This is a genomic window from Kitasatospora sp. NBC_00374, from assembly GCF_041434935.1.
Lineage (GTDB): Bacteria > Actinomycetota > Actinomycetes > Streptomycetales > Streptomycetaceae > Kitasatospora.
Window position 1 is genome coordinate 965905 of record NZ_CP107964.1, and the last position, 19845, is coordinate 985749.

The 19845-nt window shown below is 76.3% G+C and carries 25 protein-coding genes and 1 pseudogene; 14 read left to right on the top strand and 12 right to left on the bottom strand.

The features are described from left to right. Positions 1 to 44: 44 nt before the first annotated feature. Positions 45 to 347 carry a putative quinol monooxygenase gene (locus OG871_RS04485; RefSeq protein WP_371494351.1) on the bottom strand — a complete coding sequence of 101 codons (303 nt, stop codon included), beginning with the start codon at positions 345 to 347 and terminating at the stop codon, positions 45 to 47. A 62-nt stretch (positions 348 to 409) separates the two neighbouring features. Beyond that, a complete protein-coding gene (locus tag OG871_RS04490) occupies positions 410 to 550 on the bottom strand; it encodes a hypothetical protein (protein ID WP_371494352.1) in 141 nt (46 codons plus the stop codon). A gap of 124 nt (positions 551 to 674) precedes the next feature. Here OG871_RS04490 and OG871_RS04495 point away from each other — a divergent pair, with 124 nt between their 5' ends. Then, positions 675 to 1115: an alpha/beta fold hydrolase gene (locus OG871_RS04495; RefSeq protein WP_371494353.1), complete on the top strand. Its 441-nt coding sequence runs from the start codon at positions 675 to 677 to the stop codon at positions 1113 to 1115. Positions 1116 to 1146: 31 nt separating this feature from the next. Here the strand turns inward: OG871_RS04495 and OG871_RS04500 are convergent, their stop codons facing one another. Then, positions 1147 to 1791: a hypothetical protein gene (locus OG871_RS04500; RefSeq protein ID WP_371494354.1), complete on the bottom strand. Its 645-nt coding sequence runs from the start codon at positions 1789 to 1791 to the stop codon at positions 1147 to 1149. 289 nt (positions 1792 to 2080) lie between these two features. Here OG871_RS04500 and OG871_RS04505 point away from each other — a divergent pair, with 289 nt between their 5' ends. Further along, positions 2081 to 2203, top strand: coding sequence for a proprotein convertase P-domain-containing protein (locus OG871_RS04505; protein WP_371494355.1), 123 nt, complete (start codon positions 2081 to 2083; stop codon positions 2201 to 2203). A gap of 3 nt (positions 2204 to 2206) precedes the next feature. On the opposite strand, the gene OG871_RS04510 is transcribed toward OG871_RS04505, so the two are convergent. Together OG871_RS04510 and OG871_RS04515 are read right to left on the bottom strand one after the other, a co-directional pair. Then, positions 2207 to 3364 (bottom strand): sensor histidine kinase, encoded by a 1158-nt coding sequence (locus OG871_RS04510; protein WP_371494356.1) that lies wholly within the window; start codon positions 3362 to 3364, stop codon positions 2207 to 2209. A 6-nt stretch (positions 3365 to 3370) separates the two neighbouring features. Then, positions 3371 to 4081: a response regulator transcription factor gene (locus OG871_RS04515; RefSeq protein ID WP_371494357.1), complete on the bottom strand. Its 711-nt coding sequence runs from the start codon at positions 4079 to 4081 to the stop codon at positions 3371 to 3373. Between the two features lie 106 nt (positions 4082 to 4187). On the opposite strand from OG871_RS04515, the pseudogene OG871_RS04520 reads away from it, so the two are divergent. The 6 genes and pseudogenes from OG871_RS04520 to OG871_RS04545 form a co-directional block, all read left to right on the top strand. Continuing rightward, positions 4188 to 4865, top strand: a pseudogene (locus OG871_RS04520) (glycosyltransferase family 2 protein); the annotation flags it as partial. Next, entirely contained in the window at positions 4839 to 5558 is a 720-nt protein-coding gene (locus tag OG871_RS04525) for a DUF2064 domain-containing protein (RefSeq protein ID WP_371503210.1), read from the top strand. The pseudogene OG871_RS04520 and the gene OG871_RS04525, both read left to right, overlap by 27 nt. Then, entirely contained in the window at positions 5555 to 6217 is a 663-nt protein-coding gene (locus OG871_RS04530; RefSeq protein WP_371494358.1) for a methyltransferase domain-containing protein, read from the top strand. The genes OG871_RS04525 and OG871_RS04530 overlap by 4 nt, the downstream gene beginning before the upstream one ends. Before the next feature lie 188 nt (positions 6218 to 6405). Further along, the gene (locus OG871_RS04535) at positions 6406 to 6561 is read left to right on the top strand and encodes a hypothetical protein (RefSeq protein ID WP_371494359.1); all 156 of its coding nucleotides are present in this window, start codon (positions 6406 to 6408) and stop codon (positions 6559 to 6561) included. Between the two features lie 91 nt (positions 6562 to 6652). Next, positions 6653 to 8329: a hypothetical protein gene (locus OG871_RS04540; RefSeq protein ID WP_371494360.1), complete on the top strand. Its 1677-nt coding sequence runs from the start codon at positions 6653 to 6655 to the stop codon at positions 8327 to 8329. A 34-nt stretch (positions 8330 to 8363) separates the two neighbouring features. Continuing rightward, the gene (locus OG871_RS04545; protein ID WP_371494361.1) at positions 8364 to 8792 is read left to right on the top strand and encodes a hypothetical protein; all 429 of its coding nucleotides are present in this window, start codon (positions 8364 to 8366) and stop codon (positions 8790 to 8792) included. Positions 8793 to 8818: 26 nt separating this feature from the next. On the opposite strand, the gene OG871_RS04550 is transcribed toward OG871_RS04545, so the two are convergent. Then, complete coding sequence (locus OG871_RS04550) at positions 8819 to 9247, bottom strand: hypothetical protein (protein WP_371494362.1); 429 nt, start codon at positions 9245 to 9247, stop codon at positions 8819 to 8821. Between the two features lie 193 nt (positions 9248 to 9440). Between OG871_RS04550 and OG871_RS04555 the strand changes: the two genes are divergently transcribed. After that, positions 9441 to 10280: a GNAT family N-acetyltransferase gene (locus OG871_RS04555; RefSeq protein ID WP_371494363.1), complete on the top strand. Its 840-nt coding sequence runs from the start codon at positions 9441 to 9443 to the stop codon at positions 10278 to 10280. Between the two features lie 25 nt (positions 10281 to 10305). Here the strand turns inward: OG871_RS04555 and ligD are convergent, their stop codons facing one another. Continuing rightward, positions 10306 to 11196 carry a non-homologous end-joining DNA ligase gene (ligD, locus tag OG871_RS04560; protein ID WP_371494364.1) on the bottom strand — a complete coding sequence of 297 codons (891 nt, stop codon included), beginning with the start codon at positions 11194 to 11196 and terminating at the stop codon, positions 10306 to 10308. 32 nt (positions 11197 to 11228) lie between these two features. Between ligD and OG871_RS04565 the strand changes: the two genes are divergently transcribed. Further along, on the top strand, positions 11229 to 12239 hold the full coding sequence (locus OG871_RS04565) for a Ku protein (RefSeq protein ID WP_371494365.1): 1011 nt from the start codon (positions 11229 to 11231) through the stop codon (positions 12237 to 12239). A gap of 44 nt (positions 12240 to 12283) precedes the next feature. Here OG871_RS04565 and OG871_RS04570 read toward each other — a convergent pair whose 3' ends face one another. The 4 genes from OG871_RS04570 to OG871_RS04585 form a co-directional block, all read right to left on the bottom strand. Further along, positions 12284 to 12628 (bottom strand): hypothetical protein, encoded by a 345-nt coding sequence (locus OG871_RS04570; RefSeq protein ID WP_371494366.1) that lies wholly within the window; start codon positions 12626 to 12628, stop codon positions 12284 to 12286. 152 nt (positions 12629 to 12780) lie between these two features. Then, complete coding sequence (gene pip, locus OG871_RS04575) at positions 12781 to 13740, bottom strand: prolyl aminopeptidase (protein WP_371494367.1); 960 nt, start codon at positions 13738 to 13740, stop codon at positions 12781 to 12783. Positions 13741 to 13844: 104 nt separating this feature from the next. Continuing rightward, the gene (locus tag OG871_RS04580) at positions 13845 to 14339 is read right to left on the bottom strand and encodes a GNAT family N-acetyltransferase (RefSeq protein WP_371494368.1); all 495 of its coding nucleotides are present in this window, start codon (positions 14337 to 14339) and stop codon (positions 13845 to 13847) included. A gap of 61 nt (positions 14340 to 14400) precedes the next feature. Beyond that, positions 14401 to 14754 carry a hypothetical protein gene (locus tag OG871_RS04585; protein ID WP_371494369.1) on the bottom strand — a complete coding sequence of 118 codons (354 nt, stop codon included), beginning with the start codon at positions 14752 to 14754 and terminating at the stop codon, positions 14401 to 14403. 75 nt (positions 14755 to 14829) lie between these two features. Here OG871_RS04585 and OG871_RS04590 point away from each other — a divergent pair, with 75 nt between their 5' ends. The 4 genes from OG871_RS04590 to OG871_RS04605 all read left to right on the top strand — a co-directional run bounded on the left by OG871_RS04590 (position 14830) and on the right by OG871_RS04605 (position 19601). Then, positions 14830 to 18018, top strand: a complete 3189-nt coding sequence (locus OG871_RS04590; protein ID WP_371494370.1) for an AMP-binding protein — start codon at positions 14830 to 14832, stop codon at positions 18016 to 18018. A 30-nt stretch (positions 18019 to 18048) separates the two neighbouring features. Continuing rightward, positions 18049 to 18633: an AAA family ATPase gene (locus OG871_RS04595; protein WP_371494371.1), complete on the top strand. Its 585-nt coding sequence runs from the start codon at positions 18049 to 18051 to the stop codon at positions 18631 to 18633. A 171-nt stretch (positions 18634 to 18804) separates the two neighbouring features. Next, on the top strand, positions 18805 to 19215 hold the full coding sequence (locus tag OG871_RS04600; RefSeq protein WP_371503211.1) for a DUF5994 family protein: 411 nt from the start codon (positions 18805 to 18807) through the stop codon (positions 19213 to 19215). Beyond that, positions 19212 to 19601 carry a CBS domain-containing protein gene (locus tag OG871_RS04605; protein WP_371494372.1) on the top strand — a complete coding sequence of 130 codons (390 nt, stop codon included), beginning with the start codon at positions 19212 to 19214 and terminating at the stop codon, positions 19599 to 19601. Before OG871_RS04600 ends, OG871_RS04605 begins: the two co-directional genes overlap by 4 nt. A gap of 67 nt (positions 19602 to 19668) precedes the next feature. On the opposite strand, the gene OG871_RS04610 is transcribed toward OG871_RS04605, so the two are convergent. Beyond that, a complete protein-coding gene (locus OG871_RS04610; RefSeq protein ID WP_371494373.1) occupies positions 19669 to 19836 on the bottom strand; it encodes an MbtH family protein in 168 nt (55 codons plus the stop codon). Positions 19837 to 19845: the final 9 nt, after the last annotated feature.

Genomic DNA, 19845 nt, shown 5'->3' on the forward strand with positions numbered 1-19845 from the left:
CCCTGCTCCAGGTGCGCCGGTGCGGGGCGCCGGTCGGGCTGCCGTCAGGCCAGCGGTTCGTCGACGAGCTCGATGACCTCGGCGAGGCCCGCGCGGAACGCCGGGTTGGCCGCATCGGCTTCGATCATGTGCGGGGTGGCATCGTGGGCGGCGAGCGCTGCCTTCGACGCCCACCGCTCGACGAGGACGAAGCGGTCGGGCTCGCCACTCACCTGGTGCAGGTCGTACTGCAGGCAGCCCGCTTCGGCTCGTACGGTCGGCGCGAGACGCTCGAAGGCGGCGATCTGCTCCGGGCCGCGGCCCGGCCGAGTGGTGATCAGGATGACGAGTTTCACCGGCTGCGACATGCGCGGAAGGCTACCCGGCGCGGGCAGCGGCGCAGTCGGCGGTCCGGAGGGTGGACGCCGGCTCAGCAGGGGTGGACGTCCTGGCCGGTGCCGCACTGCGGCCCGTCGGGGGCGAGGACCCCGCTGAGGACCAGGATGATGATCGCGACCGGTACGGCGACGGCGACGGTCACGGCGAGGATGTGCCGCTGGCGGTCGTTCACAGGAGCCTCCGCAGGGTGACCGCTACCGGGAGCCGCATCCGTGGCAGCGTCCCCACGGCGACTCCCGGCCGGGGGGACAGCAGTCTGCCCGCCGTCCCGGCGGCGTCGCAACTGGTTCGCCGGTATGGCGGGCTCCGGCGCGGCCGAGCTGCGTGCCGCCGTCGAGGGCCGGTCCTCGCTCGAAGCCCTGCTGACCGCCGCCGAGTTCGATCCCGAGTCGTTCACCGCGGCCGACCGTGCGGCGCTCGGCGGCGCGTGGTCCTGGCTCGCCGACGTCGCCGGCCGGGGCCTGGACAACGGCATCGGCATCGGCATCGGCATCGGCGCCATGGTCGACGACGACCTCGCGTACGTCCGCGCCTGGGGGTTCGACCCCGCACAGGTGGCCGCGCCGACGCTGGCGCTGCACGGCGGCCGGGACCGGATCGTGCCGAGTGCGCACGGTGTGTGGCTGGCCCGGCGCTGCCACGCCGCCGAGCTCCGGCTGCTCCCCGGGGAAGGGCACGTCTCGGTGCTCGCCGGCGCGACGGCGGCCCTGGACTGGCTGTCCGCGCACCACGTCTGACGCCCTGCCCACGGCTGTGGCGGGTGGCGGGTCAGTGGAACACGATGGCGTGGCCACCGGCGATACTCGCCCGGCAGGCGAGGTGGAGGTGCAGCCAGCCGAACGTCTCGGCCTGGAACGGGTCGTCCGGCGAGGGGTGGGCCAGCCGGGCCGACTCCTCGGCGTTGAGGGTGCCGTCGGCGTCGAGGCGCACACCGATCGCGGGCGCGAAGCCGCGCAGTTCGGCCAGCAGTCGCCGGCTCGATCCGACGATGCCGCCTCCGTCGACCCCCGCGCCCCTCGTCAGGAAGAGGGGGTCGTCGAAGTCCACCGGCACGTAGTAGCCGGCGGAGTCGGAGTGGCACAGCAGGTGGGAGGAGAGCATCGAGGTCTCGTCCTCGATCCACCGCAGGTCGCGCGCGTACTGCGCCGGGTCGCAGGTGAGCGCCGGGGTGACGGGCTCCTCCCACCGGTGGAGGACGTAGCTGCGGCGCAGGTGCGTCAGGTGGCGGGCGGGGAAGCCGGCGTAGTGCCGGGGTGTGCCGGCGCTCTCCGAAGGCTCCGGCTCGCGCCAGTCGATGCCCTCCGCCGCCAGCGCGTCGTGGAGGCGGGCGAAGGCCTCCCGGTGGTACCGGAGTCCTTCCTGATCGCTTTCCGCCATGGTGTGGAGCATGCCGACCGATAGTGAGAGTCCCATGACTGGAACGTAGCGGTCCGGTCGGACATCCCCGCCGAGAGCCGGGCGCCGCACCCCTTGTGCGCAGGATGACCACATGTCAGCTTACTGAGAGCAGATGCACATTAATCTCCGCTGACGCGCATCCGGGCACCGCCGCTCCGGGAGGACCGTCCGATGGCACCGAGGATCCACACCCACCGCACCCTCGCCACGGTCACCGCCGCGACGGCGCTGCTCCTCGGCGCCGCGGCCGGCACCCCCGCGTCGGCGGCGGGCCCGCCCGAGGGAGTGGTGCTGGGACGACGACGTGGCCCGGATCTTCACCGTCGACGCCTCCGCCGAGACCGCCGACGGCCGCTGGCGGCTGCGGGTGAGCGACAAGATCATCGCCTTCCACGGCCACCTCGACGCCTGGGCCCTGCAGTTCTGACCCTCAGCCCAGGGCGGCCGCGGACGGCAGGGCGATCTCGAAGCAGCAGCCGCCCGTGACGTTGCGCACGCTGGCGCGCCCGGCGTGGGCCTCCACGATGCCGCGGACGATCGCGAGGCCGAGGCCCGCGCCGGTGTCCCCGTGGTGGGGGCCGGGCGCGCCGGCCTCGGCCGGCCGGGGGGTGCGGGCGCTGCCGCCCCGCCAGCCGGTCTCGAACACCCGGCTCAGGTCGGGTTCGGGGATGCCGCCGCAGCCGTCGGTGACCGAGACCAGCACCTCGTCGGCCTCACGGCGGGCGGCGACCGCGACCACGCCGTCGGCCGGGGTGCAGCGGATCGCGTTGACCAGCAGGTTGGCCAGCACCCGGGTGATCTCCCGGCCGTCCACCTCGATCGGCTCGGCGGCGACCTCGGCACCCTCCAGCCGGACCCCGCGCTCACGGGCCAGCGGGTCCGCCCCGGCGATCGCGTCGCCGACCAGGTCGTAGACCGAGACCCGGGCGGGCGAGAGGGTGAGCGCGCCGGCCTGGATGCGGGAGAGCTCGAAGAGGTCGTCGACCATGCCGGTCAGCCGGTCCACCTCGGTGCCGATCCGCGTCAGGTACCGGCCCGGGTCCTCGGCGACGCCGTCCTCCAGGGCCTCGGCCATCGCCCGCAGCCCGGCCAGCGGGGTGCGCAGGTCGTGCGAGATCCAGGCGATCAGCTCGCGGCGGGAGTGCTCCAGGGCCTGTTCGCGGCGACGGGACTCGGCCAGCCGGGCGCTGGTGGCGGACAGTTCGGCGCTCAGCTCGGCGAGCTCGGAGCCCAGCGGGCGGCCGGGTGCGGTGAACCCGGCGTCGCTGCCGACCGTCCGGGCGGCCGCGGTCAGCGCCCGGCTGCCCGCCACCACCTGGCGGCCCAGCAGGGCGGCGGTGACCAGGGACACCACGGCGGCCATCGAGGTCACGGTGATCACCACGCCGAGGTCGTGGTGGGACAGGAACATCGCCCGGGCGACCGCCAGCGTCCCCGCCGTCATGGCGAGCACCGTCACCAGCGCGACGATGAACAGCGAGAGCGCGACGGAGCGGCGGCGCAGCAGCCGCACCACCGGCCAGCCGAGCAGGCCGGCCGAACACGCCCCGAGGGCGGCGAACATCGCGATGAGCAGCAGGTCCTTCACGGCGGTTCAGCCCTTCACCGGGTCGAAGCGGTAGCCGACGCCCCAGACGGTGCTGATCAGCACCGGGGCGGCCGGGTCGTCCTCGATCTTCTCCCGCAGTCGGCGGACGTGGACGGTGACGGTGGACAGGTCGCCGAACTCCCAGCCCCAGACCCGCTGCATCAGCTCCTCCCGCCCGAAGGCGGTGCCCGGGTGCCGGAGCAGGAAGGCCAACAGGTCGAACTCTCGCAGCGTGAGGGACAGCTCGCGCCCGCCCCGGCGGGCCCGGCGGGCCTGCTGGTCGAGGGTGAGGTCCCCGGCGGTGAGGAGTCCGTCGGCGGGCGCGGCGAGGACGGTGCGGCGCAGGACGGACTGGATCCGCAGCACCAGTTCGCGGGGGCTGAACGGCTTGGTGACGTAGTCGTCGGCGCCGAGTTCCAGGCCGAGGATGCGGTCGGCCTCCTCGCCCTTGGCGGTGAGCATCACCACCGGCAGGTCGGCGCCGGTTTCGCCGGCCCGCAGCCGGCGGCAGACCTCCAGGCCGTCGAGCCCCGGCAGCATCAGGTCGAGGACCACCAGGTCGGGGCGGTGCTCGGCGGCCCGGGCCAGTGCCTGGTGGCCGTCGGCGGCGCGGTCGACCAGGTAGCCCGCGCGCTGCAGGTAGCCGGTGACGACTTCGGCGACGGTGGGGTCGTCGTCGACCACGAGGACACGGGCGGTGGGAGGAGTCTGGGTCACGTCATCGAGGATAGGAACCTCCGCGGTGTACTCCGGACCACGCGGGTGGTCCGTACGACTTCCGTAAGGTGCCGATACGGCTTTTGTCCGTATTCCTGTCGGTAGCTTGATCCGGGTGACCACTCCTTCCCTCTCTGTCGACGTGGTGCTGCCCTGCCTGGACGAGGCGGCGGCCCTCCCCTGGGTGCTCGGGCGGATGCCGCCCGGCTGGCGCCCCATCGTGGTGGACAACGGCTCCTCGGACGGCTCCGCCGAGCTGGCGCGCTCGCTCGGCGCGACCGTGGTGACCGAGCCGCGCCGGGGCTTCGGCGCCGCCTGCCACGCCGGCCTGCTGGCCGCCACCGCCGAGCTGGTCTGCTTCATGGACTGCGACGGCTCGCTCGACCCGGCCCAGCTGCCCCGGCTGACCGGCCCGGTCCGGGACGGCGCCGCCGACCTGGTGCTCGGCCGCCGCCGGCCGACCGCCCGCGGCGCCTGGCCGCCGCACGCCCGGCTCGCCAACGCCGAGCTGGCCCGCCGCCTGCGCGCCCGGACCGGGGCGCCCCTGCACGACCTCGGCCCGATGCGGGCGGCCCGGCGCGAGCGCCTGCTCGCGCTCGGGCTGGGCGACCGCCGCTCCGGCTACCCGCTGGAGATGGTGCTCGCCGCCTCGGCCGCCGGGATGCGGATCGCCGAGCGTCCGGTGGACTACCGGCCGCGGACCGGGCGGTCCAAGGTGACCGGGACGCTGCGCGGCACCCTCCGGGCCGTCCGGGACATGCGGGCCGTGCTGGCGGCGCCGCCGCCGACCCTGCTGGTGATCGCCAAGGAGCCGGTGCCCGGACGGGTGAAGACCCGTCTGACCCCCTCCTGCACCCCCGAGCAGGCCGCCGGGCTGGCCGAGGCCGCGCTGGCGGACACCCTCGCGACCCTCTCGCTGGTCCCGGCCGGCCGGCGGCTGGTGGTGCTGGACGGGGCGCCCGGCCGCTGGCTCCCGCCCGGCTGGGAGGTCGCGCCGCAGGTGACGGGCGGTCTGGACGAGCGGCTCGCCGCGGCCTTCGCGCTCGCCCCGCCGGACCGGCCGGCGCTGCTGGTCGGCATGGACACCCCCCAGCTGGGCGCCGCCACGCTGGCCGAGCCGCTCTCCGCCGCGCGGCGGCCCGGCGTGGACGCCTGGTACGGACCGGCGGCGGACGGCGGCTTCTGGGCGCTGGGGCTGGCCCGGCCGACGCCGGAGCTCGCCCGTCGGCTGCTGGTCGGGGTCGAGATGTCGACCGGGCGGACGGGAGCGGAGCTGCTGGCGCGGATCGTGGCGCAGGGCATGACGGTCTGCCATCTGCCGGAACTGGTGGACGTGGACACGGTCGAGGACGCCGAGCTGGTCTCCCGGGCGGCTCCCGAGGGGCGGTTCGCCGTCCGCTGGGCGGCCGTCGGCCGGACCGCCGACCAGGCCGCCGAACGGGCAGCGGACCGGCACGAGCGGACGGCCCGCCGATGACGACCGCCGTGCGGCCCTGGGTCGACGACCCGTTCGCCGAGGCCATGCGGACCGGCCGCGGCCCGCTCTGGCTGCGCGGCGCGGACGGCAGCCGCCGGCCGCTGGAGGTGGACCGGTGGTGCGGCCCGGCGGCCGGCGCCGACCACAGTCTGCTGCTGCGCTGCCTGGACTCCGCCGAACCCGCCCTGGACATCGGCTGCGGGCCGGGCCGGCTGGTCGCCGAACTGCTGGCGCTCGGTGTCCCGGCGCTCGGGGTGGACGTCACCCGGGCGGCCGTCGCCCGGACCACCGGCCTCGGCGGGCTCGCCCTGTGCCGTTCGGTCTTCGACCGGCTGCCCGGCGAGGGCCGCTGGGGCACCGCCCTGCTCGCCGACGGCAACCTCGGCATCGGCGGCGACCCGGACGCCCTGCTGCACCGGTCCGCCCGGCTGCTCGGCCCCGGCGGCCGACTGCTGGTCGAGGTCGAACCCCGGCCCGCCGACGAGCGGCTGACGGTCCGGGTCGAGGGGCCGGACGGCCGCCTCGGGCCGCCGTTCGGCTGGGCCCGGCTGGACGCCGACGCCCTCGCCCGGCGCGCCGCGCCGGCCGGGCTGGCCGAGGTCGAGCGATGGAGCTCGCACGGCCGGGCCTTCGTCGCCCTGCGCCGCCCGGAGCGGTGAGCCCGAAGCGGTGAGCACACTCGGCCCGCTCCCCCGGGGCGGCTGAACGGACCGCCCGGCGCAGCCCCGTCGGAACGGGTGCGGCGGGCGGCCCGCGGCAGCCGTGGGTGCCGCAGGAGGGAGCCGCGGGTGGAGCCGCGCCGGCACCTGGCGATGGTGGCGGCGACCGCCGTGGCGATGGGCCGTCGGTGTTCGGCGGCGGAGTCCTCGGCGCGCCGATGCTGAACGCCGGCCGGGGGCCGCAGGTACCGCTGCCGGCGGCGGCCGCGGCCGGGCCCGCGATCGCCGCCGGCTACGGGCTCGGCGTCCCGCGGCAGCCGCCGGCGGGGGACGGTCCCGCCTGACGGTTCCGGCGCGCCGCGCGAGTTGGCCCGGACGGCGGCGGAGTGGTTGGATCAAGGCCTTTGGATCGTGCGTTCGACGGGGGAACCGGATTTGGCCGGATTGCGGGTCCGCGGGGTGCTGGCGGCAGCCGCCGCCGCGGTGGTGACGACGGTGGCGGCGCCCGCGGGGGCCGCCCAGGACAGGCCCGCCTTCGAGGTGCAGTACCCGACTCCGTCGGACCAGCAGCTCGCACCGGGTGACCCGGCCTTCCGCGACCTGGCGCTGTACATCCACAGCCTCGACAACCGTTCCACCCTGACCGGGCTGCAGGTGACGGTCGACGGACGCGCGCTCGCCAAGGTCGCGGAGCTCCGGCTGCCCGCGCAGTGCGCCTTCACCGACACCGCACACCTCCAGGCCGTCTGCGCGCTCGGCGAGGTGACCGCCGCCACCACGCTCCGCCTCGGAGTACGCGCCAGCGCCGGCGCGGCGGTCGGCGCGGCCGGCGCGATCTCGTACCGGGTCACCGCGACCGGTGCGAGCGAGGGCGGCCACTCCGGTACGCCGCGCACCACCGTGAAGGTGGCCGACGGGCCCGACCTGGCCGCCCGTCAGCTCCCCGCCCGGACCACGGTGGGCGGCCCGACCCCGATCGACACCGGCTTCGTCAACCGGGGCAACCGGGATGCGAACGGCGTCGTGCTGTACTTCGCGCAGCGGCCGGCCTTCGGTGTCGAGGGCAGCTACGGCAACTGCCTGTACCCGGTCGTACCGGACTCCTACGTGCTGTGCCGGTTCGACGAGCTCGTGGTCCACCCCGGCGAGGCCCTGCGGCCCGCCGTCCCGGTGGTCCTCGCGCCCCAGGACGGCGGGAACCCGCCCAACTCCCGCTTCGAGTACGGCGTCGACGTCAAGGGCGGCCGGCAGGACCGCGCGCTGGGCGGCGACCCGGCGATCACCCGGCGGGGCACCGGACCGGCCCTGACGCTGACGGCCGAGCCCGCGCCCTCCGGCGTCGAGTACGGCGGCGCCACGGTCTACGCCAACCTGGAGACCGGCCGGGTGCGCGACCTCGCCGTGGTCGCCCCCGACATCGCGAGCACGCTGGGGAGCACGGCCAGGGCCGGCTTCGGCATCCGCAACGCCGGCGACGTGCCCGTGGCACCCGGGGACCCGGCGGGCACGCCCGTCGCCCTGCTGCTGGCCTTCCCCGAAGGCCTCCGGGTGGCCGAGGCGCCCGCGGGCTGCGCGCCCGCCACCGGCGGCACCCCCGGGTACACCTGCACCCCCACCAGGACCCTGCACCCGGACGAGACCGAGACCTTCACCTTCCAGGTCGAGCCCACCGAGCTGTTCGACCGTCGGACGGGCACCGCCGCGCTCTCCGCCGCGCCGGGCGGCGCGGACGCCTCCGCCGCCGACGACCGGGCCGAGTTCCGGGTCGGTTCGGTGCTCCCGGCCTTCCCCGACTCGCCCGCGCCGGCCGCCTCCCGGACCAGGACCGGGCCGACCCCGGCAAGCGTGAGCAGCCCCGGCCCGAGCCCCTCGACCAGCCCGGCGACCGCCCCGACGAACGCCTCCAGCAGCCCGGCGGCCGTCCCCGGTCCCGACCTGGCCCGCACCGGCGGCGGCGACGCCGGTCTGCCGATCGCCCTGGGCGGCGCGGCCGCGGTCGGCCTGGGCATCGGGCTGCTGGCAACGGCGCTGACGTACCGCCGCAGGGCCGGCCTCCACGGCCGGCACCGCGCCCGGCCGGGGTTCGCCCGTCCCCGAGGTGGGCAGGGCTGACAGGAAGTCGGCCCCGCCCACCTCCGGAGGATCCTTGAAGCAGCCGCTCACCGCCGCCGCCCTCGCCGCACTGGCCCTCGCCGCAGCCCCCGCCCCGGCCCCGCGGGCCGCCGCCTCCGCGACCGACTGCGGAACGGCGCTGGTGGTCCAGTTCGTCGGCGCCTACCGCGACGCCGTACTCGGCGAGGGGCCCACCGGCCGCACCCCCTCGGAGATCCGCGCGCTCTACCTCACGCCCGAGCTCAACCTGCGGCTCGACCGGTGGGCCGAGCGGCACCCGGCCGCCGACCCGGTGTTCCGCGGCGCCGGTGTGCCGGTGCGGTGGTCCGCCGCCTGCGCGGCCGACGCGGTGGACCTCACCCAGTACGCCGCCGACGGCGGTACCCGGCACGTCCGGTACCGGGTGCGGCTCGCCGACCAGTACATCGTCGGCATCGCGGACCCGGGCGCGGCCGACCGGTAGCGCCGGCGGGGCACGGACGCCGGGCCCTACCCCACCGGGTGGAAGCGCCAACCGGCCGACCCGCCGGCCGACCCCACCAGTGCGGCCGGCGGCGGGAGCACCCGCGCCGGGCTGCGCCCGAGGACCAGTTCGGCCGCGGGGACGGCGACGACGAAGTCACCCGGCGCGTCGGCCGGGGTGAGCCGCCAGCGGCGCGGCTCGGGGAATCCGCCCACCGGGAGATTGAAGTCGGGGTCCCCCGCGTACCCGAGGAACGTCCGGGTCCTGATGTTCGCGATCGTGCAGGCGCCCTCGCCGGCCGGCTCGATGCGCCACTCCTGCTCGCCCATGCCGTTGGCCGGCAGCATCAGGACCGGTGTCCCGGGGTCGCTCAGCCCGTCCTGCAGGGTCAGGAAGTTCTCCTCCGGACCGAAGTCGCCGATCCGGAAGACACCGTTCGGGGTGGAAGCAGCCATGCCGGACTCCGTTCTCGCTCGTACCGTCCCGGCTCCGGCCGGTCGGCCGGCGCCAACGGCCATCGTCACCTCGTCGGCCGGCCAAGGGAGTTGCGACACCCCGGCGGCTCACCCGGACGCGGCCGCGCCCGCGCTCCAGGCGGCTTCCCGGCAAATCGGTGGCGCGTACGGGCGGCGGTTGCTTGGATGCGCTGTGCACTTCACGAAGACCGACACCGATGACCTGCTCGCCCGCATCGAGCGCTACTACGACGCGGTACCCCGGTCCGCCGCCCGGGCCGAGGACTTCGGGCCGCTGACCCTGTTCGTCCGCAACGGGGAGGGCTGGGGGTACTACGGCCGCCCGACGCTCGGCTGGGACGGCCCGGCCGCCACGGTCGCTGACGTCGACCGCGTCCGGGCCCGCCAGCGGGAGCTGGGCGTCCCGGAGAGCTTCGAGTGGGTGGCGGAGAACGCGCCCGGGCTGCGGGAGGCGGTGGAGGCCAGCGGCCTGACCGTGCACGCCCACCCGCTGATGGCGCTCGACCCCGACGCCCCCGGGCTGCCGGCCGACCTCACCGTCCGGTTGCTCGACCCGGACGCCCCCGAGCTCGCCGGTGCGCTCGCCGTACCGCGGCTGGCGTTCGCCGAGCCCGGCACCGGGATCGGCGCGGCCGGCCCGGCCGAGCTGGCCGCCGCCACGGCGGAGCTCCTGACGGACGGCACGCTGGAGCGGGTCGCCGGCCGGATGCGGGCCGGGCTGACCGTGACGGCCGCCGCGCTGGCCCCGGACGGCTCCCCGCTCTGCTCGGGGATGCACCAGCCGGTGGACGGGGTCACCGAGGTGGTCGGCGTCGGGACGCTGCCGGCCGCCCGCCGCCGGGGCCTGGCGCTGGCCGTCACCGCGTGTCTGGTGGCCGACGCCCGCGCGCGCGGCGCCGCGACGGTGTTCCTCTCGGCGGACGACGAGGCCGTCGCCCGGATCTACGGCCGGGCGGGCTTCCGCCGGGTCGCCACCGCGCTGATCGCCGAGCCCGCCGAGCCCGCCTCGTAGCTCTCGCGGCCGCTCGTACGGTCGCTCAATCGGGCAGCGGGGCGTCCTCGTCCAGCAGCGGCGCCAGCAGGTCGCCGTGCGCGGCGACGCGTTCCAGGACCTGGTCGGGTGTGAAGGCCAGGTCCTCGGCCCGGGTGCAGCTCTCGATCTCCGCCCAGCTCACGGGGGCGGACACCCCGGGGACCGGGGTCGCCCGAAGGGTGTAGGGCGCGGCGGTGGTCTTGGCCGTCGCGTTCTGCGACCAGTCGACGAAGACCCGGCCCCGGCGCAGTGCCTTCGCCATCCGGGACACCATCAGGTCGGGGTGGTCGGCGGCCAGCCGTTCGGCCAGCGCCCTGGCGTACGCGCCGACCGCCTTGGCGGGGGCGGGGCGCAGCGCCGCGTACAGGTGCAGGCCCTTGCTCCCGGAGGTCTTGGGGTGGGCGCGCAGGCCGTCGGCGGCGAGCCGCTCGCGGATCAGCAGGGCGGCCCGGCAGCACTGGACCAGGTCGGCGCCGGGCCCGGGGTCGAGGTCGACGACCAGCCGGTCGTGGTGGGTCGGGCCGGTGTCGGCCGTCCACTGCGGGACGTGCAGCTCCAGGGCGTAGCCGTTGCCGACCGTCATCAGGGTGGCGAGGTCGTCCACGGTGACCCGGTCCTTCGGGCCCTCGTGGGTGGGGACGGTCACGGTGTGCACCCAGTCGGGCAGGCCGGGCGGCGGGTTCTTGGCGAAGAAGCCCTCCTCGCCGATCCCGGAGGGGAAGCGCAGGAAGGTCGCGGGCCGGCGCCGCAGGTGCGGCAGCATGGCCGGGGCGACCTGGGCGTAGTAGTAGAGCGCCTCGCCCTTGGTCCAGCCGGTGACCGGCCACAGGACCTTGTCGAGGTGGGACAGGACCAGGCGGCGGCCCTCGACTTCCGTGACCTGGCGCTCCGGCATAACGTGGTAGATCCCCGCGAAAGGGATGGGCTATGCCACAGGTCACCTGGAAGGGCGTCATCACGTTCGGGCTGGTCAGCGTGCCCGTCCAGCTGTACGCCGCGACCGAGGAGCACAGCGGGCCGACCCTGCACCAGATGCACGCGAAGGACGGCTCGCGGATCCGGCTGAAGCGCTTCTGCGAGGCGGAGGGCGTCGAGGTCCCGTACGGCGAGGTGGTCAAGGGGTACGAGTCCCCCGACGGGCGCCAGGTGGTGCTGGACGAGTCGGACCTGGCCGAGCTGCCGCTGCCGAGCAAGAAGATCATCGACGTGCTGGCGTTCGTCCCGGCCGACTCGATCGACCCGATGATGCTGGCCAAGGCCTACTACGTGTCGACGGCCGACAAGGCGCCCGCCAAGCCGTACGTGCTGCTGCGCGACGCCCTGGTGGAGTCCGGGCAGATCGCCGTCACCAAGGTGACGATGCGGACGAGGGAGTCGCTGGCGGTGCTGCGGGTGCGCGGCGACGCGCTGGTGCTGCAGACCTGCCTGTGGCCGGACGAGGTGCGGTCGGCCGAGGGGGTCGCGCCGGACGAGTCGGTGACGGTGCGGCCGCAGGAGCTGAAGATGGCCCGGTCGTTGATGGACACCCTGTCGGAGGACTTCGACCTGTCCGCGCTGCACGACGAGTACCAGCAGGCCCTGGAGCAGCTGATCGAGGCGAAGCTTGCCGGGGTGGAGACCCCGCACGGGGAGGAGCCGGCCGAGACGGCGGGCGCCGACGTGATCGACCTGATGGCGGTGCTGCGCAGCAGCGTGAAGGCGGCCAAGGAGGTGCACGGCAGGGCCGCCGCGCCGGCGGACGGGGCCCGGGAAGACGCGGGGGCCGAGGCGGCCTCGCCCGGGCAGCGGACGGCGGCGCGGAAGCCCGCCGGCAAGAAGACCGCCGCCGCGAAGAGCCCGGCGAAGCGCGCCGGGGAGCCGGCCGCGAAGAGCGCGGCGAAGGCGCCGGCGAAGAAGGCCGCCGCCGCCAAGCGGGCGGCGCCGCGACGGGCCTCGTGACGCCCGGGCCGCCCGTGCGGGACCGGCCCGGGGCGGGTCGCGGGTCAGGAGAGGAAGCGGACCGACCGGAGCAGCAGCCGGTCGCTCAGCTGCCGGCCCGGCGCGAGCAGGTGGGTCGCGCCCGTGCAGTCCTTCTCCAGGTAGAGCAGGGCCGGGGAGTCGGTCCGGTTGTCCGGGGCGAAGGCCGGCAGGCCGCGGCCGCCGGTGTCCTCGGGTACACCGATGCAGACCCGGTCCGCCGGGTCGACGAGTTCGCCGGGTGTCCGCAGGCCGAGCTCGTTGACGTAGGTGTACGCGAAGGTGCCCTGGGCGGCGACCGCGTGGCCGGGGACGGACCACAGGAGTGCCAGGGCGGCTGTGGCGACAGCAGCGGTGGTGCGGATACGCATGGCGGAGCGGGCTCGCTTTCCCGTCGGGACGGAGGGGGACGGGATCACCCTAGAGCGGGACCAATCGGGTGAAACGGTTCTCCTTGCCCGGTTCGCGCGTGTCGGGTGCGGCGGGGCGTGTCGGCCTGACGGCGTGTCGGCCTGACGTCCCCTCAGTGTCGGGCGAACCGCTCGATCGCGTCGAGGACCTCCCGCTGCTGGGCGTCGCTGCCCTTGTGCCCGGAGTCGTCCACCACCACCAGCCGCGCGTCGGGCCAGGCACGGGCGAGCTCCCAGGCCGTGTCGAGCGGGGTGCTGAGGTCGAGCCTGCCGTGGACCAGCACCCCGGGGATGCCCGCCAGGCGGCCCGCGTCGCGCAGCAGGGCGCCCTCCTCCAGCCAGGCGCCGTGCGCGAAGTAGTGCGAGCAGATCCGCACGAAGGCCAGCAGCGCGGCCGGCGGCCGGTCACCGTACGGACGGGGCGCGCCGCTGGGCTCCATCGAGAGCACCGCGTCCTCCCAGGCCGCCCAGTCGACGGCGGCCCGCTCCCGGACGGACGGGTCGGGATGTTCCATCAGCCGGGCGTAGGCCGCGACCAGGTCGCCGTCCCGCTCGGCCGCCGGCACCCCCGCCCGGAAGCGCGCCCACTGCTCGGGGAAGAAGCGGCGCACGCCGCGGTAGAGCCAGTCGGTCTCGGACCGCCGGGTGGTGGTGACGGCGGCGATGACGATCTGAGAGACCCGCTCGGGGTGGCGCTGCGCGTAGGCCAGGATCAGGGTGGAGCCCCAGGAGCCGCCGTGGAGCAGCCAGTTCTCCACCCCGAGGTACTCGCGCAGCCGCTCCATGTCGGCGAGCAGGTGTTCGGTCGTGTTGAGGCTCATGTCGGCCGACGGGTCGCTCGCGTGCGGGGTGCTGCGACCGCAGCCGCGCTGGTCGAACAGGATGATCCGGTACAGCTCCGGGTCGAACCTGCGGCGCGCGCCCGGCGTGCAGCCCGAGCCGGGGCCGCCGTGGACCACCAGTGCGGGCTTGCCGTCCGGGTTGCCGCAGGCCTCCCAGTAGACGAGGTTGCCGTCCCCGGTGTCGAGCATCCCGTGGTCGTACGGTTCGATCGGCGGGTACGGGCCGGTCATGGCGGTGGGCTCCTTCGGCGGCGGGCGAACGGCCCACGGTACGAGCGGTGACCAGCCGTCCGGAGGTGGCCGGTGAAGCGGCGGCGGGCCCGTCCCGCGCCGGGTCAGCCCGTGGCCGGGCGCAGCATGGCGAACTCCAGGCCCCGGTCGCTCTCCTCGTCGACGGGCTGGACCTCGCCGGTGCGGCCGAAGCCGTGCCGGGTGTACAGGCGCTCGGCGGGCGCGTTCGCCTCGGCGACCCACAGCAGCACCTCCGGCAGCCCCAGCCGCCCGGCCCGCTCGATCGCGGCCCGCACCAGCAGGTCGCCCACGCCCAGGCCGCGGGCGGCCGGGTGCACCCACATCGAGACCAGCTCGGCCTGCCCGGGGCCCGCCGGGACGATCCCGACCAGCCCGAGCGATTCGCCGTCGCGCTCGGCGACCAGGGTGTTGCGCGCCAGCAGCCGGCCGCGCCAGACGTCCTCGGTGAAGGCCTGTTCGCGGGCCAGGGTCGAGCCGAAGGCCTCGGGCGCGTCGGCCAGGGCGGCCAGCCGCACCTCGCGGTAGCCCGTCCACTCCTCGGCCGCGAGCCTCCGCACCACCACTGTCGTCGTCGTCATGGGCGCGACGATGCCACCGGCCGGCGGACGTGCGCAATCGGATTGCCGCGCGGCCGGCCGCTCAGGGCCGGGCCGTGCGGTCCTCGTCGAGCAGGGCCCAGAGGTCGGCCTCGTCCCGCTCGCTGAGCGCGAAGGCCGCGGCGAACAGCCGCAGGGTGCCGGCGGACAGCTGCCGGCCGCCGAGCGCGCGGGAGACCCGGTCGCGCAGGGCGCGGGGCAGCGTCTCGCTCTCGGGGGCCTCGCCGTTGAGCCAGAGCCACTGGGCCAGGACGCGGGCGACGGCGGCCTGGTTGACCCGGTCCGGGGTGGCCCGGGCGACCTGGCGCAGCCACCGGATGCGGTAGGGGCCGGGGCGGGCGAGCAGTTCGGCGAGGTGCTGGCCGGCGGGGCACGGCTCGGCGGTCCGGACGTCCATGGCCCTCCTGCGGTCGGCGTTCGGCGGTGCGACACAAGCGCGACACTGCGGCCGTACTCTCGCGAGGTCCGCGCATTGGTCCAGACCATAGCGGAGCCGTCGGGCCGGCGCCACGAACCGTCAGCGCGCCCACGGCACAGCAGAGTTCACGCCGGGCGGCGGCCCGCCCGGAGAGCCGTACCTGGAGCCGTCATCGCCCCCATCACGCACCCGCCGCTGACCGTCCCCGACCTGCTGGACGCCCGGGCCGCCGACCACCCCGACCGGGTCGCGCTCCAGGTGGTCGGCGGCAGCTCCGTCACCTACCGGGCCTGGCGCGAGCGCGCCCTGCGCGCGGCCCTCGGCCTGGCCGGCGCCGGGGTGCGCCCCGGGCGGCGGGTCGTGCTGCGGTTCCCGAACGCCGAGTGGGAGCGGTACGCGGTGGCGTTCCTGGCCGTGCAGTACGCGGGCGGGGTGCCGGTACCCGTCCGGGAGGACCTGACCGAGGCCGACGCGGCCCGGCTGGCCGCCCTCGCGGAGGCCGGCACCGCCCTGCGCAGCCCCGCGCTCGCCGCCCTGCCCGGCACCACCGACCTGGTGCTGGACACGCTGCTGGCGCGGCACCCGGCGGCCCCCGACGCGGCGCCCTACCGGGTGGGACCGCAGGACCCGGCGCAGGTCATCGGCACCTCGGGCACCACCGGCGACCCCAAGGGCGTACTGGCCGCGCACGGCAACCTGACCGCCGGGCTGGCCCTGCGGCCACGCCCGAGGCCGTACGCGCACTCGCGGTACGCGCTGCACGCCTTCCCGATCGGCACCAACGCCGGGCAGGTGATGCTGCTCGGCGCGCTGACGGGCGCGCCGACCGTGCTCAGCCTGCCTCGGTTCGCCGCGGAGGAGTTCGGCGCGGCGGTGGCGGAGTTCGGCGTCGGCACGGTGTTCCTGGTGCCGTCGATGGCCGTGGAGCTGCTCAACTCCGGGGCCGCGCAGCGGCACGACCTGTCCGGTGTGAAGCTGGTCAGCTCCTCCGCCGCCGCACTGCCCGGGCCGGTCGCCGCGGCACTCGCCGCCGCGCTGCCCGGCGCGACGCTCGTCAACACCTACACCTCGGCCGAGTCCTCCCCCGCGCAGATCTCGGCGGTCGTGGACGCCCGCCGCCCCGGGTCGGTCGGGCGCCCGACCGACCCGGCGGACCTGCGGGTGCTCGACGACACGGGTGCGGCCGTGCCCGTCGGCGAGGTCGGCGAGGTGTGGCTGCGACAGCCCGGCCCGCCGCGCGGCTACCTCGGCGAGCCGGCCGGCGGATCGGCGGTGTTCCGGGGCGGTTGGGTACGGATGGGCGATCTGGGGCGGCTGGACGCCGAGGGGTACCTCCACCTGGTCGACCGGGAGAGCGAGGTCGTCAAGTCCGGTGCGCTGAAGGTGTCCACGCTGCGGATCGAGGAGGTGCTGCACGAGCACCCGCAGGTCGCGGACGCGGCGGCGCTCGGCCTGCCGCACCCGGTGATGGGGGCCGTCCCGGTGGCCGCCGTGATCCCGGCGCCGGGCGGCCTGGACCTGGACGGCCTGCGGCTGTTCCTGAGCACCCGGCTGAGCCGGCCCGAACTGCCGGTCCGCATCCTGCTCGTGGACGAGCTGCCCAGGAACCCGTCCGGTAAGGTGGTCAAGCACCGGCTGCGGCCGCTGTTCGACGGACCCGAGCCCCCGGCCGGCCCCGCCGCTCCCCCGGCCACGCCCACCGAGCTGCGGCTGGCCTCGATCTGGCGGCGGCTGCTGGGACGGACGGTCACCGACGTGGCCGACGAGTTCTTCGCGCTCGGCGGCGACTCCTTCCGGGCCGTCCAGCTGGCCGCCGCGATCACCGAGGAGTTCGCGGTGCCGACCGGCACCGCGCTGGTCTTCGAACGGCCCTCGCTGCGCGCCCAGGCCGCCTGGCTGGACCACCCCGGCCGGACGGCGGACACCCGCGCCGACGGCCCCGCCGCGGCCGCCGTCACCCCCTACCTGGCCCGGCTGCGGGCGCAGCCGCACGCCGTCCCGCTCAGCTCGCAGCAGGAGAACTTCTTCCGCTGGATGGCCGGGGCGCCCGGCCGGGACGCCGGCGCGGTGACCGCGCTGTTCCGGGTGGACGACCGGCTGGAGCCCGAGACGCTCGGGCTGGCCCTCACCGAGGCCGTCCGCCGCCACCCGGCCCTGCGCACCCGGTTCGAGCCGGTGGCCGGGCAGCCGGGGGTGGTGCGCACCGTGCTGGACGAGGAGCCGAACGCCCGGATCACCCTGCTGGCGGCGCCCGGTGCGAGCGACGCCGAGGTCGACGCGCTGCTGGTCGCCGAACGGGACCGGCTGACCGACCTGGCCCGCGACCCGATGGCCCGGCTGCTGGTGGTCAGCCGGGGCGCCGAGGACCACGTGGTGCTGCTCGCCGTCCACCACATGGTCGGCGACGGCTGGTCGATCGGGGTGCTGCTGGCGGATCTCGGGGTGCTCTACTCGGCGCTGCGGCGGGGGCGGAGCGCCCCGCCCCCGCGGCCCGGCCTCGGCTACCGGGAGCTGGTGGAGTGGTCCAACGGGCACTGGCCGGCCTCCCGGGCGCACTTCGCGGGCGCGCTCGCCGGGGCGCCGCAGGCCGTCGAGCCGTTCGCCGGCCGCCGGGCGGTGGACGAAGTCCTCACCCGGGGACACGAGTTCGCGCTGCCCGCGGAGCGGGCGGCCGCGCTGCGGGAGCGCGCCGCCGAGCTGGGCGCCACCCCGTTCCTGGCCGTGGCGGCGGCGTGGGCCGGCCTGCTCGCGGCCCGCAGCGGCCGGCCCGACCTGGTGCTGATGACACCGGTGCCGGGCCGTCCGCGGCCGGAGGCCGAGCGGGCGGTGGGGTGCTTCGTGCAGTCGCTGCTGCTGCGGGTGGACGCCTCCGGCGGCCCGGGCTTCGCCGAGCTGCTCGACCGGCTGCGGGGCGTCGCCACCGCGGCCCTGGACCACCAGCTCTACCCCTTCGCCGAGTTCAGCCCGGCGGCGCCGTTCGCGGCCTGGCTGCGGTACGAGGCCTGGGCGGCCCCGGCTCAGCTGCCGGGCCTGAGCTGCGGGCCGTGGGAACTGCCGCGCGGCAGCACCGTCCCGTGGCCGCTGCCCGGCGGGGACCGCGGGGTGCCGGAGCTGACCGTGGTGGAGCAGCCGGACGGCGGACTGCGGTGCTGGCTGCAGTACAACGCGCTCGCCTTCGAGGAGCCCGTGGTCGCCGCGCTGGCGGCGGACTTCGTGGCCGCGCTGGCGGCCGCCTGCGGCTGAACGGCCCGACCGGCCGGCTACCATCGCGGGGTGACCACGGTGCTGGTGAACGGGCTGCCGGGCGCCGGGAAGACCACCCTCGCCCGGTCCCTCGCACAGGAGTTGGGCCTACCGCTGTTCAGCAAGGACGCGGTCAAGGAGACCCTGGCCGACACGCTCGGGCTCGGGCCCCCGCCCGGTTCCACCGCGCGGGGGTGGAGCAGTGCCCTCGGCCGCGCCGCCGCCGAGACGCTGTGGACGCTGCTGGGGCACGCGCCCGGCGGCGCGGTGCTGGAGAGCCCGTGGCTCGGCGGCACCCGCCCGTTCGCGACGGCCGGGCTGGCCAGGGCCGGTGTGTCGGAGGTCCAGGAGGTCTGGTGCGAGGTGCCGCCGGAGGTCGCGCGGCGCCGCTGCGCTGAGCGGGCCGCGGGCCGGCACCCGGTGCACCTCGACGACCTGCCGGGTACGGACCCGGACCCGGACGGGCGCTGGGAGCTGTGGAGCCGGACGGCCGTCCCGCTGGCCCTCGGGACGGTGCACCGCGTCGACACCACCCGCCGGGTGGACGTCGCACTGCTGGCGGGGAGGATCAGGGCGGCGGACGGATCCGGCCGGGCCGGCGGCCGTCCCGGGTAGCATGGCCCCACCGAGGGCACTTCGCAGACCGGCTCCGACGCCGGCCTCGCCCTTCGGAGATCCGCGACGCCGGGCCCCACCTCGGGGCCTGGGGACAGGCCCCGCGCCATCACCCTGACTTCAGTTCCCGCGACGGCCGCGCCTTCGCCGCCGGAGCCCCTGCGGCTCTCGCTGACACCCACCGGAACGCCCGCGGGAAGGCTGGACGGCGCCTGGTGGCCCCGCTCCCGCGACCTGCTCCGCGAACTCCCCGCCCTGGCGGCGGAACTGGACCGCAGCTGGGGCCGGGTCACCCGGATCACCGTGAATCCCGCCCGGTGGCCCGCCGTCCCGCGCCGCATACCGGTGGCCGGCCACAACGTCCACGCCGGCTGGTTCGACCGGGAACAGGACGAGCACGAGATCATGGTCCGGTCCTACACGACCCACCGCCTCGACCTCCTGGTGGTGCCGCCGGAGACCACCGCGGACGAGGCCCGCAGGCTGATGGCGGCGGCGGCCGACCCCCGCAACCCTCTCACCGCCGATGCCCTGATCGCCGGCGGCCCGGCCGAAGGCCACTCGAAGGAGCCCCGCGTATGACCGTGACCCTCCAGCCCGCCACCCCGTACCTCACCGCCACCGTCGGCGACCTGATGGACCCGCCCGGGCTGCAGGTCGACGACGACGTCATGGTGGACACCGCCCTGGACATCCTGCAGGGCTCCGGCACGGACCACCTCCTGGTCCGGGGCGACGACGGCCGCTGCGCCGGGCTGCTGACCGCTCTGCAGCTCGCGCCGTTCCGTGCGCGCTCCTGGTACACCGAGCGCACGCCCGTCCGTGACATCGTGTTCGACCGGGCCCCGTTCGCCGCCGCCGGCATGCCCGCCGCCACGGCGTTCGCCGCCATGCAGCAGCGGGAGCTGGACAGCTGGCCAGTGGTCGACCACGACGGCCACGTCGTCGGGCTCCTCCGCCGGCCCTGACCGGGCCGGTCCAGGACGCGGCGCCGCCGCCCCGGGGCACCCGTCGTGGCCGGGCGGGCGGCCCGGTTCAGCGGCGGGCGCTGAGCGGGCGCAGGTCGGTCCAGATCTCGGCGATGCGGGCCAGGCACTCCGCGCGGGTGCCGCGGGTGCCCTCGGGGTGCCAGCCGGCGGGCACCTCACGGTGGGCGGGCCAGACCGAGTACTGCTCCTCGTCGTTGACGACAACGGCGAACATGGTGTGCTC